General features: G+C 47.7%; 14 protein-coding genes. All 14 read left to right on the top strand.

The features are described from left to right. Nucleotides 1–27 precede the first annotated feature (27 nt). The 14 genes from ACTVIM_RS09335 to fba all read left to right on the top strand — a co-directional run bounded on the left by ACTVIM_RS09335 (nucleotide 28) and on the right by fba (nucleotide 16,559). A complete protein-coding gene (locus ACTVIM_RS09335) occupies nucleotides 28–1,044 on the top strand; it encodes a LacI family DNA-binding transcriptional regulator (RefSeq protein ID WP_033019083.1) in 1,017 nt (338 codons plus the stop codon). A gap of 298 nt (nucleotides 1,045–1,342) precedes the next feature. After that, complete coding sequence (locus ACTVIM_RS09330) at nucleotides 1,343–2,347, top strand: Gfo/Idh/MocA family protein (RefSeq protein ID WP_445612409.1); 1,005 nt, start codon at nucleotides 1,343–1,345, stop codon at nucleotides 2,345–2,347. A 16-nt stretch (nucleotides 2,348–2,363) separates the two neighbouring features. Further along, on the top strand, nucleotides 2,364–3,557 hold the full coding sequence (locus ACTVIM_RS09325) for a Gfo/Idh/MocA family protein (RefSeq protein ID WP_445612408.1): 1,194 nt from the start codon (nucleotides 2,364–2,366) through the stop codon (nucleotides 3,555–3,557). Nucleotides 3,558–3,612: 55 nt separating this feature from the next. Next, on the top strand, nucleotides 3,613–4,638 hold the full coding sequence (locus tag ACTVIM_RS09320; RefSeq protein WP_445612407.1) for a Gfo/Idh/MocA family oxidoreductase: 1,026 nt from the start codon (nucleotides 3,613–3,615) through the stop codon (nucleotides 4,636–4,638). Between the two features lie 142 nt (nucleotides 4,639–4,780). Further along, nucleotides 4,781–5,749 carry a sugar ABC transporter substrate-binding protein gene (locus ACTVIM_RS09315; protein ID WP_445612406.1) on the top strand — a complete coding sequence of 323 codons (969 nt, stop codon included), beginning with the start codon at nucleotides 4,781–4,783 and terminating at the stop codon, nucleotides 5,747–5,749. A gap of 176 nt (nucleotides 5,750–5,925) precedes the next feature. Next, nucleotides 5,926–7,437, top strand: coding sequence for a sugar ABC transporter ATP-binding protein (locus ACTVIM_RS09310; protein ID WP_445612405.1), 1,512 nt, complete (start codon nucleotides 5,926–5,928; stop codon nucleotides 7,435–7,437). An 18-nt stretch (nucleotides 7,438–7,455) separates the two neighbouring features. Beyond that, nucleotides 7,456–8,460 (top strand): ABC transporter permease, encoded by a 1,005-nt coding sequence (locus ACTVIM_RS09305; protein WP_445612404.1) that lies wholly within the window; start codon nucleotides 7,456–7,458, stop codon nucleotides 8,458–8,460. Between the two features lie 15 nt (nucleotides 8,461–8,475). Beyond that, the gene (locus tag ACTVIM_RS09300) at nucleotides 8,476–9,318 is read left to right on the top strand and encodes a sugar phosphate isomerase/epimerase family protein (protein WP_445612403.1); all 843 of its coding nucleotides are present in this window, start codon (nucleotides 8,476–8,478) and stop codon (nucleotides 9,316–9,318) included. 22 nt (nucleotides 9,319–9,340) lie between these two features. Further along, nucleotides 9,341–11,275: a 3D-(3,5/4)-trihydroxycyclohexane-1,2-dione acylhydrolase (decyclizing) gene (gene iolD, locus ACTVIM_RS09295; RefSeq protein ID WP_445612402.1), complete on the top strand. Its 1,935-nt coding sequence runs from the start codon at nucleotides 9,341–9,343 to the stop codon at nucleotides 11,273–11,275. 18 nt (nucleotides 11,276–11,293) lie between these two features. Then, entirely contained in the window at nucleotides 11,294–12,220 is a 927-nt protein-coding gene (gene iolE / locus ACTVIM_RS09290; RefSeq protein WP_445612401.1) for a myo-inosose-2 dehydratase, read from the top strand. A gap of 16 nt (nucleotides 12,221–12,236) precedes the next feature. Then, complete coding sequence (iolB, locus tag ACTVIM_RS09285) at nucleotides 12,237–13,061, top strand: 5-deoxy-glucuronate isomerase (RefSeq protein WP_445612400.1); 825 nt, start codon at nucleotides 12,237–12,239, stop codon at nucleotides 13,059–13,061. Nucleotides 13,062–13,098: 37 nt separating this feature from the next. After that, nucleotides 13,099–14,109 carry a 5-dehydro-2-deoxygluconokinase gene (iolC, locus tag ACTVIM_RS09280; RefSeq protein WP_445612399.1) on the top strand — a complete coding sequence of 337 codons (1,011 nt, stop codon included), beginning with the start codon at nucleotides 13,099–13,101 and terminating at the stop codon, nucleotides 14,107–14,109. A gap of 19 nt (nucleotides 14,110–14,128) precedes the next feature. Then, nucleotides 14,129–15,589: a CoA-acylating methylmalonate-semialdehyde dehydrogenase gene (locus ACTVIM_RS09275; RefSeq protein WP_445612398.1), complete on the top strand. Its 1,461-nt coding sequence runs from the start codon at nucleotides 14,129–14,131 to the stop codon at nucleotides 15,587–15,589. 76 nt (nucleotides 15,590–15,665) lie between these two features. Beyond that, the gene (gene fba, locus ACTVIM_RS09270; protein ID WP_445612397.1) at nucleotides 15,666–16,559 is read left to right on the top strand and encodes a class II fructose-1,6-bisphosphate aldolase; all 894 of its coding nucleotides are present in this window, start codon (nucleotides 15,666–15,668) and stop codon (nucleotides 16,557–16,559) included. The last annotated feature ends 2 nt before the right edge of the window (nucleotides 16,560–16,561 follow it).

Raw genomic sequence — 16,561 nt, 5'->3', positions numbered from 1 at the left:
TATAATCAATGGAGAGATTGGTAAACGATGAAAGTGACAATCTACGATGTAGCGAAAAAAGCTGGTGTATCTATTTCGACGGTATCAAGAGTGCTCAATAATACGGGACGTATAAGTGAAAGAACGAGAAAAAGAGTCCTTCGAGTAATGGAAGAGTTGCATTATCAACCGAGTATGGTCGCCTCGGCGTTGACCGGGAAGCGGACAAGAACGATTGGCCTTGTCATTCCTGATGTAGCAAACCCGTTTTTTTCTGAAATCGCTAGGAAAGTGGAAGATCGAGGAAGAGAACAAGGGTTTAACGTTCTGATGTGCAATACGGATAACAACCCGGAGACGGAAGAAATGTATCTTTCTTTGTTACGTCAAAAAAGCGTGGATGGCATCATCATCGGAACGACAACGAACAATTATACAATGATCAAAGAGTTGTTGGAAGAGAATTTCCCTTTGGTTTTTATTGCTCAAGATATCCCAGAGCTAGCCATTAACGTAGTGAGAGTTGATGATTTTTTAGGAGGGTATCAAGCCGTCTCGCATCTTGTTTCCCTAGGCCATCGACAGATCGCGATCATGCTAGGGAATTTAAGTCGCACAAGTGATAAATACAGATTGCAGGCCTATCAGCAGGTGCTTCAAGAGAACGGCTTGAAATGCGAAGAATCTTGGATTGTATATACGGACTATTCGATGGCTGATGGAAAAAAGGCGGCGATGGAGCTGTTGCAGTCGACCCCAAGGCCGACAGCGATTTTTGCCTGTTTTGATTCTCTTGCCGTTGGCACTTATCAGGCGGCCAAAGAGTTGGGACTCCGCATTCCCGATGATCTGTCAGTGGTTGGATTTGATAATACGATTTTATCGGCCATTATCGATCCACCGTTGACGACAGTCGCCCAACCTATTGAACAAATGGGAAGGCAAGCGGTTGACCTGCTAATCGCCCAAATTGAAGAGACCAATCATACGAAACAGCGGATCATTTTGCCGCCTCATCTAGTGGTAAGGAAATCGGCCTGTCATATCGCTAAAGTGAAATCGTAAGGATGTGAGCAGATTGTTTTTATGGAATAATAGATGTTACTGGAGAAAACGTTGAATTTAATGAGAAGAACAGCTGTAAGTAGCTGTTCTTTTATTTTTTAATAAAAATTCTATAAATTTAGAAAAAACACTTGATAAAATAATAGGTTGAGGGTAAAATAAAAAACAAAAGGAAAGCGCTTGCTCAAAAAGTTCGATGGAGATTAGATTGCACTATTATTAATGGACATGATAACCATTGTTTTCGATGTATTAGAAAGCGCTTCCCTGCTACAACGGAGATGAGGAGGAGAAAATAATGACTCGGGTGAAAGTAGGGATTTTGGGAGCCGGAGGGATTGCCAAGGTACATACGTCGATCCTAAAGAAAGATGAGCGGGTTCAAATTATTGGGGTAGCGGATATTGTGGAAGAAAGAGCCGCTTCATTGGCGAAGGAAGCCGGGGAAGCAAAAGCGGTCAAAAGCCTCGAGGAATTATTTGATCTTGGTGTAGATGCTGTTTACGTGACGACGCCAAACACGATGCATGTTGAGCCGGTACTAAAATGTCTGGAAAACAATGTGCATGTCTTCTCAGAAAAACCGATGGCAACTTCTTTGGAGGGGGCAGAGCAGATCAGGCAAGCGGCTGAACGATCAAAGGCGATTTACAACTTGGGAATGAACCGCCGGTATGCGTCGGTGTATAAAAGAGTCAAGGAATTGGTTGATTCCGGGGAGGTAACCCCCTATTTGGCTCATGTAAAAATGAACCGCGGCGAACTGTTAAATCCTCCTTGGACGGCAAACCCGAAGGTGACGGGAGGCTTCTTGTATGAAACTCCTTTTCATTTGATGGATCTGTGTCGTTATTTATTTGGTGAAGTACAAACGGTTTACTGCGAAGCAAAACAGAACATTTCGACAGAGGAATTAGACACATTCGCGATTATGATGACGTTTGCTTCAGGGACAATCGTCAATTTTGTGACGTATGCTCATGCTGGATGGAGTTTCCCGTTTGAGAGTTTAGAGGTTTATGGAAAGTATTGCACGGTCGCTACCCAAGAACTTGAAAAAGTGATGTATGCTCCAGGGTTGCAGCAGGCGGCGCAAATTCATGATTTTTATCAGTTGACCGTTGAGGAAAAGTGGGGATATGCGGAAGAAGATCGGCTGTTTATTGATGCGATTGTTCATGGCGCAAAGCCCCCGGTGACAGCTGAAGATGGCTTCCGCTCGATTCAATTGCTAGAGGCGATTTATGAAAGTGCTAAAACAGGGAAAATAATCCACTTTCGCCAAACAGCTCCGTCAAAATAAAAAGGCGGGTGAGAGAATGAGAGAGAAAAGACAAATCCGGATTGGCATGGTTGGTTATAAGTTTATGGGGAAAGCGCATAGCCATGCGTTTCGCGATCTTCCCTTTTACTTCGACACAGATGTCATCCCATTTCTGCAAGCCATTGCGGGCCGGGATGAGCAAGGAGTTAAAGAAGCGGCGAAAAAAATGGGATGGGCATCGTATGAAACAGATTGGCGCCGTCTGATGGAACGGGATGATATCGATGTCATCGATATTGTTACCCCAAACAATACGCATGCGGAAATTGCAATCGCGGCAGCGAAAGCAGGAAAACATATCATTTGTGAAAAACCGCTTGCTCTCACATTGGAACAATCGCTTGAAATGTTGGAAGCTGTCAAGCGAGCAGGTGTAGTTCATATGATTTGTCACAATTACCGTTTTGCTCCGGCGGTTCAGTTTGCCAAGCAGTTGATCGCACAAGGGCGACTGGGGAAAATTTACCACATTCGTGCTACGTTTTTGCAAGACTGGCTGATGGATCCGAACTTCCCGTTAATATGGCGCCTGAAAAAAGAAGTATCTGGATCAGGCACACACGGAGATCTTGGGGCGCATATTATCGACCTAGCCCGTTTCTTAGTCGGGGAATTCCGCGAAGTTGTCGGCATGATGGAGACGTTTATTAAAAAACGGCCGCTTGGGGATATGGATATCCATTTAAAAGGGCGTGTGGAAGGCACGGCATGGGGAGAAGTGGATGTTGATGATGCCTCCGCCTTCTTGGCCCGTTTTGAAAACGGGGCTTTAGGAGTGTTTGAAGTCAGCCGTTTTAGCAGAGGAAATCGGGCAGGAAACCGTTTTGAAATTAATGGGGAACGTGGCTCGATCCGTTGGGACATGGAAAATATGAATAACCTTCAAGTGTACCTCGAAGACGATGAGCGCGGACTGCAAGGATTTCGGACGATCAACTGCACAGAGGTGGAGCATCCGTATGCCTCGGCTTATTGGCCAGCTGGGCACATTATTGGCTATGAACATACATTTATTAACTTGTTGGTGGAAATGATGAATGGCATTGCCGGCGGGTACAGCCCTTCGCCGAACTTCGAAGACGGCGTTCGCAATCAAGCCGTGCTTGAGGCGGTGGAACGGTCGGTGCAAACTGGAGGATGGGTAAGCATTTCTGAAGTGCTACCGTCAGTGCAAGTGCAACCGCGTTGATGAAATACGACGATTTAGAAAGCGATCACATGAAGTAAAGAAAGGTGTGTGGATCATGACCGTTCGTTGTGCAGTTCTTGGATTAGGGCGCCTTGGACACCACCATGCGAAAAACTTGGCAACTCATCAAGTGAGCGGGGCGAAATTAGTGAGTGTCGTTGATCCCCTTGGAGAAAGAGCGGAGCAGTTCGCACGTGAATACGGGATTGAGCACTGGACCAAGAACCCGGATGATGTATTCGAGGATCCGACAATTGATGCCGTCGTGATCGTAACCCCGACGAGCACTCATGCAGAGATGATTGCAAAAGCAGCCAAAAACGGTAAAGCCATCTTCGTCGAGAAACCGCTTACCCAAAGTTTAGAGGAAGCCGATGACATCATTCAAACGATTCAGGAGACAGGTGTCATTTGTCAAGTCGGCTTTATGAGACGGTTTGATCCTGCTTATGCCGAGGCGAAGAGAAGAATTGAAGCGGGGGATATTGGCAAACCAATCTACTTTAAAGGGATTACAAGAGATGCTGGTTCACCTCCGGCTGAGTTTATTCAACATAGCGGCCGCGTATTTTTGGACGTTTCGATTCATGACTATGATATTGCCCGTTACTTAATGGGGGCAGAAATTACGTCTGTTTCCGCTCATGGAAGAGTACTGTTGCATTCATTTATGAAAGAGTTTAAAGATGTGGATCAGGCAATTACGTATGTCCATTTTGACTCTGGCGCAGCTGGGGATATCGAGGCAAGCCGGAACTCGCCATACGGGCACGATATTCGTACAGAAATTATCGGCACAGAAGGCTCCTTGTTTATCGGCACTCTTCGCAATCAAAATGTCACATTGTTGAATGCCAAAGGAAGCACATACGAAATCATCCCTGATTTCCAAACGCGATTCAACGATGCGTACCGTTTAGAGCTTGTCCACTTTATCGAATGCGTTCAAAACCGGCAAACACCAAAAGTAACTGAAATTGACGGAAAAATGAACCTACAAATTGCCATTGCGGCGACCGAGTCGTTTGACAGCGGAAAAGCAGTATGGCTCGAAGGGCATGTAGCTGAGCAAACACGCTAATCGAAGGCAGCGAGGCCACTTTGGCTTCGTTTGTCATAGAACATGGTTCGTAGCGGCTTTCGCCCCCTATTGAGTGGCGAGAAAGGCCGCTATGGACAAGGAAGTTTTAAAGAAACAAAGGGGACAAGGGGGCAAAAGGAAGATGAAAGGTCGAATGAAGTGGATTTCATTGGTCGTATTGCTGTTTAGTTTTTCGTTGCTTTTTGGCTGCAACAAACAACAAGAAACAGCCCAATCAGGGGACAAACCAGGAAAAATTGTCATTGGCGCGGCCCTTCCAGATTTTGATGACAAATGGCTGAGTTACTTGCAAGACGGAATGAAGGAATATGCCAAAACGCAAAAAGATGTGGAAGTCATTTACGTTGATGCGATGAATGACGCAAACAAGCAATTGTCTCAAGTGGAAAACTTTGTTCAACAAAAAGTGGATGCCATTGTATTGATTCCTGTCGATACGGTTTCGGCGCCGCAAATGGTGGAAAAAGCGAATCAAGCGAACGTTCCGATCGTGGTTGTAAACCGTATTTTTGACGGGGTAGACAAGGCAACAGCCTATGTTGGTTCTGAATCGATCAAAGCTGGCATCATGCAAATGGAAGAAGTGGCGAAAATTTTAGGAGGCAAAGGAAACATCGCCATTATCAATGGCCAAATGGGTCAGGAAGCACAAATCAAGCGGACAGAAGGAAATAAGCAAGTGATAAAAAAATATTCGGAGATGAAAATCGTTCTAGAAGGAACAGCAGAATGGGATCGTGCCAAAGGAATGTCGTTGATGGAAAACTGGTTGCAGTCTGGCAAAAAAATTGATGCTGTTGTCTCTAACAATGATGAAATGGCCATCGGTGCGATTATGGCACTGGAGGCTGCTGGAAAGTTAAATGATGTTGTTGTAGCAGGAGTTGATGCGACGCCGGATGCTCTTGAATATGTTAAGCAAGGAAAATTAAAAGTTACCGTCTATCAAAACGCGAAAGGCCAAGGACAAGCTGGATTAGAGACGGCTATTAAAGCGGCAAAAGGAGAAAAAGTAGAGAAATACAATTGGATTCCGTATGAGCTGGTTACGAAAGAGAATGTCGATGAGTACATCAAAAAGTGGCAGTGAGAAAAGAAGAGTGGAAAGGAAGGATGCTGCCGCGTTGCTGACATCCTTCCTAACATTCACTGTTCCTTTGTGAAACTAGCCTACTTAAGCTCATAGAACGGCCGACGTTATAAAGCCGCGGGACAACCATCCGCTTTGATAAAAGGGGCAATCTATAGCGAAAAGGCGGGGTACGAATGAGCAACAATTATGTATTGGAAATGATCGATATTACAAAAGAGTTTCCTGGAGTAAAGGCTTTGGATCGGGTGCAGCTGAGAGTGAAAAGAGGAACTGTACATGCGCTGATGGGGGAAAATGGAGCGGGGAAGTCTACCTTAATGAAGATCCTGATCGGCATTTACACGTCCGATCAAGGCAAGATCATGTTCGATGGGGAAGAGCTGAAAGTCTCCACGATTAAACAAGCGCTCGATAAAGGCATTTCGATGATTCATCAAGAGTTGAGCCCGGTTCCGAACATGACGGTGGCGGAAAATATTTTTCTCGGCAGAGAACCGAGTTATCCGTTCGCGGGTTGGGTCAAAATGAAGGAACTTATTCAAAAGACGAGACAACTATTTGAACAGCTTGAGATCGATATTGACCCCAATGCGAAGATGATGGATTTGAGCATTGCCAATATGCAGATGGTGGAAATTGCGAAAGCGATCTCTTACAATTCGAAGCTGATCATTATGGATGAACCGACGTCGGCCATTACGGAGAAAGAGGTTCATCACCTTTTCCACATCATTCGCTCTTTGAAAAAAGAGGGCGTATCCATTATTTATATTACTCATAAAATGGATGAACTCGAACAAATTACTGATGAGGTGACCGTGCTGAGGGACGGGAAGTACATCGGGACGAAGCCGAGCCATCAAATTTCAAGGGATGAACTCATTCAAATGATGGTCGGAAGGGAATTGAATCAAATTTTCCATAAGCCAAAGATTCCGATCGGAGAAGTGGCGTTGTCGGTCAAAGGGTTGACGAAAAAAGGGAAATTTCATGATGTGAGCTTTGAAGTACGGAAAGGGGAAATAGTCGGGTTTGCTGGGTTGATGGGGTCTGGAAGAACAGAAGTATTAGAAAGCGTTTTTGGCGTTGTCAAACCGGACGCGGGAGACATTTATGTTCACGGAAAAAAGGTTGCGATTCGCTCGGCACGGGACGCGATTCGATATGGGATGGGCCTGTTGACGGAAGACCGAAAACTGACAGGGCTGTTTTTACCGTTGTCTGTCGAGGACAACATGATCACGGTTACGGTCAACCAGTATACGAAGGCGGGTTTTTTGCAACAACGAAAAATCCGCGAAGACTGTCAAAGGCTAGCTGAACAGCTTGCGATTAAAACGCCGAGTTTGCAGCAATTGATCAAATATTTAAGCGGGGGCAATCAGCAAAAAGCGCTCATTGCCCGATGGCTGCTTCACAATCCGGATATTTTGTTTCTCGATGAACCGACGAGGGGAATTGATGTAGGGGCGAAGGCGGAAATTTACAATTTAATTTTTGATCTCGCCAAGAAGGGAAAAGCGATCGTCGTAGTTTCTTCGGAAATGCCGGAAATATTGGGATTGAGCGACCGGATTATCGTTATGCATGAAGGAAGAAAAACAGGAGAGCTGACAAGGGAAGAAGCAACCCAAGAGCAGATTATGCAGCTGGCAACGGGCCAGTTGATCGAGGCGAAGCGATAAAGAACAGGGGGAATGGGTATGGAAAGCCAAGTTTCTGTTACGAACAAACAGGGGAAGGCAGGGATTTCTTCGACGGCTACGTCCAAGGACAAATTGTATCGATTTTTAAACCGATATGGCATGTTGGTGATTCTGATAGCACTCGTCATTTTGATGTCCATTCTTTCACCGACATTTTTTACAACCGGCAACTTATTAAATATTGTTCGGCAAATGTCTGTTGTTGGAATTGTTGCGATTGGTGTCACGATTGTGATTATTACAACCGGCATTGACTTGTCATCCGGTTCTGTCATTGCTCTTGTCTCTGTCGTTGCGGCTAGCTTTGCGCACCCAGATACGTATCCGGTTGCTGTTCCGATTTTGACTGGTCTTGGACTAGGACTCTTTATAGGAGTCATCAACGGGACGATTATTTCGAAGGCGAAAATTGCTCCTTTTATTGTGACATTAGGGATGATGACAGCAGCTAGAGGTGCAGCACTGTTATTCAGTGATGGAAGACCAATCGGCAATTTGTCGCCGTCGTTTTTATGGATTGGGCAAGGAGATATTCTAGGAATTCCGGTTCCGATTCTCATTTTTGCGCTTGTGGGGGGCATTTCCTACATTCTATTAAATAAAACGAAGTTTGGCAAATACGTGTATGCAATTGGCGGAAATGAACAGGCGGCCATAATTGCCGGAGTCAATGTCGATAAATATAAGATTTTCGTTTACGCATATGCCGGGCTATTGTCAGGGGTGGCTGGACTCATCTTGACCTCGCGCATTTCCTCGGGGCAGCCGACGGCCGGGGTCATGTATGAACTCGATGCCATCGCTGCCGCGGTCATTGGCGGAACAAGCCTTGCCGGTGGGATCGGGACGATCGGCGGCACGATTGTCGGTGCGCTCATTATCGGGGTCATGAATAACGGTCTCGACTTGTTGAATGTTTCACCATACTGGCAACAAATTCTCAAAGGCGCCATTATTACAGTGGCGGTGTTCATCGATTCTCGCAAAAACCGAAAATCATAGGGTTGGAGGAAAATGATGAAGCTTGTATTTAATGAGGCGACGACGTTAAAAAATTCTACATTAAAGAATGACTTAGAGCTATGTGAAAAATATGGTTATGACGGCATTGAAATTCGGCTTGATAAGTTGAAAGAATTTCTCGCTTCCTATACAGTTGACGACTTGAAACAATTCTTTGCTTCTCATTGTTTGAAACCGTATGCTTTCAATGCACTGGAGTTCATCACGTTCCGCGATGAGGAAGGATTCGGCCAAATCCGTCGCGATCTGCAGTTTTTGTGCGAAATTGGCGAACAAATTGGCTGCCAAACGGTGATTGTGGTTCCGACGTTTGATGTCGGTGATTATACGAAGTCGGAAATAAAAACGGAAACCGTTCGCGTGCTTCGGGAGTTAGCCGAGTTCAGCGAACCGTACGGCGTAAAAATTGCCCTCGAGTTTTGTGGATACCCGAATTGTTCCGTCAACACGTTCGCGCAGGCGTATGAGATTGTCAAAGCGGTGGACAGCAGTCAAGTGGGCCTTGTTCTGGACTGCTTCCATTTTCACGCCATGAACTCCCGACTCGAAGACTTGCAGGCGGCCGATCCAACGGACATTTTCGTCTTTCATATCGATGATTGTGAAGATTTGCCGGTAGGAGCGTTACGCGATCGTCATCGAGTGTGGCCGGGGGACGGGGTGATTGACTTGGATGGCATTTTACGCACGCTTCAATCCATTGGTTACAATGATATGGCATCCATTGAGTTATTTCGACCTGAGTATTGGCAATGGGAGGCAGAGGCAGCAATTCAAACCGGAAAGATCAAAATGGAGAACGTTCTCCGTCGGTATTTTGAGATCGAACGAGTTTGAACATCTACGGGAGGGGAAACCGGTGAACACGATCCGCTTAACAACCACCCAAGCATTAGTCAAGTTTTTAAACCAGCAGTACGTGGAGTTCGATGGTCGTGTACAGAAATTTGTCAAAGGTGTTTTTACGATTTTCGGCCATGGTAATGTACTCGGCCTTGGTCAAGCGCTTGAGGAAGATCCCGGAGAGCTCGAAGTGTACCAAGGGCGCAATGAACAAGGAATGGCACATGCGGCGATTGCCTTTGCAAAACAAAAACACCGTCAGCAAATCATGGCATGCACGTCATCCGTCGGTCCCGGGGCGGCGAATATGGTGACGGCAGCGGCGACAGCTTCGGCGAACCACATTCCGGTGTTATTGCTTCCGGGAGATACGTTTGCGACAAGACAGCCCGATCCCGTGCTTCAACAAATCGAGCACTGGAATGATTTGACCATTTCCACAAACGATGCGTTTCGTGCCGTCAGCAAATATTGGGATCGCATCAGCCGCCCCGAGCAGCTGATGTCGGCGATGATTCAAGCGATGCGGGTACTGACCGATCCCGCCAACACCGGAGCAGTCACCATTGCCTTGCCTCAAGATGTGCAAGGGGAAGCGTACGATTTTCCTGAATCCTTTTTCCAAAAACGGATTCACCACATTGAACGCCGCGTTCCGGCGAAAGCGGCGATTCATGAGGCGGTGGGGCTCATTCGCAGAAAGAAAAAACCGATCATCATTTGCGGCGGCGGCGTCCGCTATTCAGAAGCAGCGGAAGAACTGAAACAGTTTGCCGAGAAATTTCACATTCCTTACGGGGAAACGCAAGCCGGCAAAAGCGCGATAGAAAGCACCCATCGGTATAATCTTGGAGGAATTGGCGTTACCGGCAATCTTGCCGCCAATACGATCGCAAAGGAAGCCGATTTAGTCATTGGGATTGGCACCCGTTACACCGATTTTACGACAGGCTCAAAACAGCTTTTCCAACATCCTGAAGTGGAGTTTTTGACGATCAATGTCTCGGTCTTTGATGCTTGCAAATTGGATGCTGTCCGCGTTGTGGCCGATGCGAAACTCGCTCTTCTCGCCTTAACCGAGGAGTTGGAGCACATCGGGTATCGATCCGGCTATACGAATGAAATAGACATGGCGAAAAAGGCGTGGAAAGAAGAGCTGAACCGGCTGCATCACGTCCGCTACCGTCAGTCGGGCTTTCAGCCGGAGGTGGCCGGCCATCTCGATGAGCTTTTGACTGAGTATTCTGATTTTTTATGTTCTTCGTTAACGCAAACGGAAGTCATTGGCGCGATTAACAAGTGGATCGACGACGACGCCATTATCATCGGAGCGGCAGGCAGCTTGCCGGGGGATTTGCAGCGCATGTGGGTGGCGCGCCGGCCCAATACGTATCATATGGAGTACGGCTATTCGTGCATGGGGTATGAGATTGCTGGTGCGCTTGGCGTGAAAATGGCGGAGCCGGATAAAGAAGTCTATGCGATGGTCGGCGATGGCAGCTACTTGATGCTTCACTCGGAGCTTGTAACGAGCATTCAGGAAAAGAAAAAAATCAATGTTCTCCTATTTGATAATGGTGGATTCGGCTGCATTAACAACTTGCAAATGGGTCATGGAATGGGCAGTTTCGCCACAGAATTCCGCTACCGCAACGAAGAAACCGGGCGCTTGGACGGGAGCTTGATTCCGATTGACTTCGCGCAAAGCGCGGCCGGTTACGGGGTGAAAACGTATAAAGTGCACACGCTCGAGCAATTAAAAGAAGCGCTCGAAGATGCCAAACAACAATCGGTGTCGACATTGATCGATATTAAGGTGCTTCCAAAAACGATGACCCATGATTATGAGTCATGGTGGCATGTCGGGGTGGCGGAAGTGTCTCGGAACCCAAAAATTGCGGAGGCATACAAACGGAAAGAACAACAATTGCAAAGGGCAAGAAAATATTGAACAACTGGAGTGAGAGAGATGGAAAAAACGGTTAATCCTTTTCGTATCGGTATTGCACCGATTAGCTGGGTCAATGATGATATCCCGGGATTGGGTGACCATTACACACAAGATCAAGTGTTATCCGAAATGGCGGAGCTTGGTTATGTTGCAACGGAAATGGGACGCCTCTTTTCCCAAGATCCCCCGTCATTGAGGGCAAAACTGAACCAATATGGCATCGAGCTCGCCAGCAAATTTATCGGTGTACTCTTTTCGGATCGTTCCCGGCTCGAAGAGGAACTCGAGACGTTCCGGTCTTGGGCAGAATATTTGCGTGACATGGGATGCAAGTATGCGATCGTCTGCGAAATGGGGGGATCGATGCATTGGGATCCACGCCGGGCTCCAGAAGAAAAAACGATTCAACGGCTCACGGATTCCGAATGGGAATCCCTTGTCGACGGATTGCATCGTGCCGCACATATATGCCAGGAGCTGGGAATGAAGCTCGTTTACCACTTTCACGCGGGAACGGTTGTCGAAACGGCTGACGAGATTGATCGCCTAATGCAGTTGACAGATCCGAACCTTGTCCATCTTTTGTATGATACAGGGCATGCGTTATATGGCGGATATGATCCAGTTGAACTGTTGCATCGGTATGCGGCTCGCATTCAATACGTTCATTTGAAAGACGTAAGGCACGATGTGCTCGAGCTGGTGAGACGGGAACAATTCGACTTTCGCACGGCAGTGTTGCGTGGCATGTTTACGGTTCCTGGAGATGGATGCATTGACTTTGTTCCGATTTTTTCCAAATTAATTGAGATGGACTATAACGGCTGGATCATCGTCGAAGCAGAACAAGACCCGGCTGTGGCGCACCCGTACACGTACGCCAAAATGGCCAAAGAATATATTGACCGCCTTGTTCATCATCTCTTGGCGGCCCAAAAGCGGTAAGGGGGAGGATGAAACGATGAGCCGACTGATCATACCAGGCCATTCGCCGAATGAAGAGGGGAACGTCGTCCGCGTAACACCGGAATCAGTGGGGTGGGAGTACGTCGGGTTTGAAGTGTATGTGTTGGTAAAAGGACAAACATTGCGAAAAGAGACGAAGGATCAGGAGGCTTGCCTTGTTCTTCTCAAAGGGAAAGCGAACATATCTACGAAGCTGGAGCGGTGGGAACAGATCGGATTGAGAATGGATGTGTTTGAGAAAGTTCCGCCATACTCGGTCTATGTTCCGGCAAACGATGTGTATGAAGTCGAAGCGATGACCGATGTGGAAGTAGCGGTTTGTTTAGCGCCGGGGAAAGGTACATATCCAGCGCGATTGATCCCCCCAAGCGAAGTAGGAGTCGAAATACGCGGGGCGGGAAACATTGAACGGCGGGTGCATAACATTCTTCCGGAGTCTAAACCGGCTGACAGCTTGCTTGTCGTTGAGGTATTTACGCCGGAAGGAAACTGGTCGAGTTACCCACCGCATAAACATGACCAGAACAATTTGCCGTATGAATCCTATTTAGAAGAAACGTATTATCATCGAATCCATCCGGACCACGGTTTTATGGTGCAACGGGTCTACACCGATGACCGTTCGATTGATGAAACGATGGTCGTGAAAAACGGAGATGTTGTCTTGGTGCCGAAAGGTTATCACCCGGTTTCCGCTCCCCCAGGTTATGAGGGGTATTACTTAAACGTCATGGCCGGACCCGTACGGACGTGGAAGTTTCATAATGACCCGGACCATGAGTGGGTGATGGAAAGCAAGCTCGCGGCCAAACAGAAGTAGAAACGATCCAAAAAGATGACAGGAAAGAGGCGGTTCGATGAATTTACTTCCATTTGACCAGCAAAAACCGTTGGACTTTATCGCTGTCGGCCGGTTATGCATCGATTTAAACGCCAATGAGATCCATCGGCCGATGGAAGAAACGGTGACGTTTACGAAATATGTCGGCGGATCTCCGGCGAATATTGCCATCGGCATGGCCCGGCTTGGCATGAAAACAGGGTTTATCGGCCGAGTGGCCGACGACCAAATGGGCCGATTTATTGTTCGGTACTTAAAAAACAATGGCATTGATACATCCCATGTCATTACCGACAAGTCCGGCAGTGTGACGGGCTTGGCGTTTACCGAAATCAAGAGCCCGACCGACTGCAGCATCCTCATGTATCGCGATAATGTCGCTGATTTGAAACTGGAACCGAACGACATTCATGAAGACTATATTCGACAGGCAAAATGTCTGCTAATTTCCGGGACGGCTTTGGCGAAAAGCCCGTCAAGAGAAGCGGTGTTTTTAGCGTTGGAGTATGCAAGACGTCATGGGGTCGTTGTCTTTTTCGATTTGGATTATCGCCCGTATACGTGGCAATCCAAAGAGGAAACGGCAATCTATTACAACTTAGCCGCGGAAAAATGCGACGTGATCATCGGCACGAGAGAAGAATTTGACATGATGGAGCAGTTTGACGGCCAGCAGAGCGATGATGAACAAACAGCGCGAAAATGGTTTGATTACAACGCGAAAATCGTTGTCATTAAGCATGGCAAAGACGGGTCGATCGCCTATACGAAAACAGGAGAAACATTTATCGGCACGATTTTCCCGGCGAATATTGTCAAAACGTTTGGAGCGGGCGATTCTTACGCTGCTGGGTTTATCTACGGATTAATGAATGGATGGACGATTCCGAAGGCGATGGAATATGGCGCAGCTGCCGCATCGATTGTCATCTCGAGCCATAGTTGCTCTGATGCGATGCCAACGTTGGACCAAATTGAACAGTTCATTCAACAACATAGAAGCAGCTCGGCCGCTGCGAAATCATAATGAAAGGGGATTAACGAACATGACGATGACAACGGGAGTGCAAACCTTAAAAAACTATATTGGCGGGCAATGGGTTGAGTCTCGTTCCGGGAAGACGGAAGCCGTTCCGAACCCGGCGACGGGCGAAGTGCTGGCCTACGTTCCGATTTCAAGCCGCGAGGAGTTGGACGAAGCGGTCCGAGCTGCCAAAGAGGCGTTCAAAACATGGCGCAAAACGCCGGTGCCGCGCCGGGCGCGGATTTTATTCAAATACCAGCAGTTGCTTGTTGAACATTGGGAAGAACTGGCCCGGTTAGTGACATTAGAAAACGGAAAAAGCTACAACGAAGCCTACGGGGAGGTGCAGCGTGGAATTGAATGCGTGGAATTTGCCGCAGGTGCGCCGACACTCATGATGGGAAGACAGCTTCCTGACATTGCGACTGGCATTGAATCAGGAATGTATCGTTATCCGATTGGTGTCGTTGGGGGCATCACGCCGTTTAACTTCCCAATGATGGTTCCTTGCTGGATGTTCCCGTTGGCGATTGCGTGCGGAAACACGTTCGTCTTAAAACCGTCCGAACGCACGCCGATGTTGGCCAATCGCCTGGCTGAACTCTTTAAAGAAGCAGGGCTTCCGGACGGAGTACTCAACATCGTTCATGGGGCGCATGATGTCGTGAACGGACTTTTGGAACATCCAGATGTGAAAGCAATCTCGTTCGTCGGTTCTCAACCAGTCGGCGAGTATGTGTATAAAACGGCAGCGGCTCACGGCAAACGCGTTCAGGCGCTGACGGGGGCCAAAAACCATTCCATCGTCATGCCGGATGCGGACTTGAAACTGGCTGTTCGTGAAATTATTAACGCGGCGTTCGGCTCGGCTGGAGAGCGGTGCATGGCGGCGTCGGTCGTTGTCGCGGTTGGGGACATTGCTGATGAATTAGTTGAGAAGCTAGTGGCGGCCGCGAGTGAAATTAAGATAGGCAACGGGTTAGAGGAGAGCGTCTTTTTAGGCCCCGTCATTCGCGAAGCTCATAAACAACGGACGGTCAAATATATTGAACTCGGAGAAAAAGAAGGAGCCATTTTAGTGCGCGACGGGCGGAAGGATGCCGCGGTTCAGGACAATGGATACTTTATCGGTCCGACCATCTTTGACCGGGTCACCACCAACATGACAATTTGGAAAGATGAAATTTTCGCCCCTGTTCTTTCGATTGTGCGTGTTAATACATTAGATGAAGCCATTGAAGTCGCCAACAAATCTCCATTCGCCAACGGGGCATGCCTTTACACAAGAGATGGAGGAAATGTTCGTAAGTTCCGCGATGAAATCGATGCCGGGATGTTAGGGGTCAACTTAGGCGTTCCAGCACCGATGGCCTTCTTCCCGTTCTCTGGGTGGAAGAATTCGTTCTACGGCGACCTTCACGCCAACGGCATGGACGGTGTGGAGTTTTATACGCGTAAGAAAATGCTCACTGCTCGCTGGTAAGAGTGGTGGAAAAGGATCAGGCGCCTTATGGCGCTTGATGCTTTTCTCGTATGTGTGAACAGAAGGGGGAATCAAAATGCCGCTTGTCTCAATGAAGAACATGTTGCAATGCGCATTACGAGGAAACTATGCTGTCGGGCATTTTAACGTGAACAACTTGGAATTTGCCCAAGCCATTCTCCTAGGGGCCGAGGAAGAAGAGGCACCTGTCATTTTGGCCGTGAGCCCGGGATATATCGGACATCTTGGCGGGCTGCGAACGGCAGCAGCCATGGTCAAAGAACTCGTGAAAGAATACGGCATTACCGTGCCTGTCGCTCTCCATTTAGACCACGGCTCCTCCTATGAGCAATGCCTTGAGGCGATGGAAGCCGGGTTTACATCGGTGATGATCGATGCATCCCATTTCCCTTTAGAAGAAAATATTTCGATGACAAAAAAAGTCGTTGAGGCAGCAAGGTCCTTTGGTGTCTCCGTTGAAGCCGAGGTTGGAAGAATCGGAGGGCAAGAGGATGACGTAGTGGTCGAGGAGGCGGAAGCAATGTACGCCATTCCGGAAGAATGTGAGCGGCTCGTTAAAGAAACGGGGATCGACTGTCTGGCACCGGCGCTAGGTTCGGTTCACGGCCCGTATAAAGGGAAACCGAAATTAGGATTTGCGCAAATGGAACAAATCCAGCGCTTAACCGGTGTGCCTCTTGTATTGCATGGGGGAACAGGAATTCCCTTGGATGATATCCGCAGAGCCATTTCGTTAGGAACAGCGAAAATTAATGTCAACACGGAAAACCAATTGGCTTTTACCCGGGGAATTCGCCGCTTATTCAATGAGAATGACAGTCTGTACGATCCAAGAAAATACCTTGGAGCGGGAAGGGAAGAAGTAAAACAGACCGTAAGACGAAAAATTCGCGAATTTGGTTCGGCAGGGAAAGCGAAAGAAGCTTTGTTGCCTTCATTTTCACAATAGCG

Source organism: Geobacillus sp. YF-1, assembly GCF_052692335.1.
The sequence above is the reverse complement of the archived record's forward strand: the minus strand, read 5'-3'. Positions and strand labels throughout refer to the sequence as shown.

What these genes read in the sequence shown, in the direction of transcription:
- ACTVIM_RS09335 (WP_033019083.1), top strand. Translation starts at nt 28, where the DNA reads ATGAAAGTGACAATCTACGATGTAGCGAAAAAAGCTGGTGTATCTATT.
- ACTVIM_RS09330 (WP_445612409.1), top strand. Translation starts at nt 1,343, where the DNA reads ATGACTCGGGTGAAAGTAGGGATTTTGGGAGCCGGAGGGATTGCCAAG.
- ACTVIM_RS09325 (WP_445612408.1), top strand. Translation starts at nt 2,364, where the DNA reads ATGAGAGAGAAAAGACAAATCCGGATTGGCATGGTTGGTTATAAGTTT.
- ACTVIM_RS09320 (WP_445612407.1), top strand. Translation starts at nt 3,613, where the DNA reads ATGACCGTTCGTTGTGCAGTTCTTGGATTAGGGCGCCTTGGACACCAC.
- ACTVIM_RS09315 (WP_445612406.1), top strand. Translation starts at nt 4,781, where the DNA reads ATGAAAGGTCGAATGAAGTGGATTTCATTGGTCGTATTGCTGTTTAGT.
- ACTVIM_RS09310 (WP_445612405.1), top strand. Translation starts at nt 5,926, where the DNA reads ATGAGCAACAATTATGTATTGGAAATGATCGATATTACAAAAGAGTTT.
- ACTVIM_RS09305 (WP_445612404.1), top strand. Translation starts at nt 7,456, where the DNA reads ATGGAAAGCCAAGTTTCTGTTACGAACAAACAGGGGAAGGCAGGGATT.
- ACTVIM_RS09300 (WP_445612403.1), top strand. Translation starts at nt 8,476, where the DNA reads ATGAAGCTTGTATTTAATGAGGCGACGACGTTAAAAAATTCTACATTA.
- iolE (WP_445612401.1), top strand. Translation starts at nt 11,294, where the DNA reads ATGGAAAAAACGGTTAATCCTTTTCGTATCGGTATTGCACCGATTAGC.
- iolB (WP_445612400.1), top strand. Translation starts at nt 12,237, where the DNA reads ATGAGCCGACTGATCATACCAGGCCATTCGCCGAATGAAGAGGGGAAC.
- iolC (WP_445612399.1), top strand. Translation starts at nt 13,099, where the DNA reads ATGAATTTACTTCCATTTGACCAGCAAAAACCGTTGGACTTTATCGCT.
- ACTVIM_RS09275 (WP_445612398.1), top strand. Translation starts at nt 14,129, where the DNA reads ATGACGATGACAACGGGAGTGCAAACCTTAAAAAACTATATTGGCGGG.
- fba (WP_445612397.1), top strand. Translation starts at nt 15,666, where the DNA reads ATGCCGCTTGTCTCAATGAAGAACATGTTGCAATGCGCATTACGAGGA.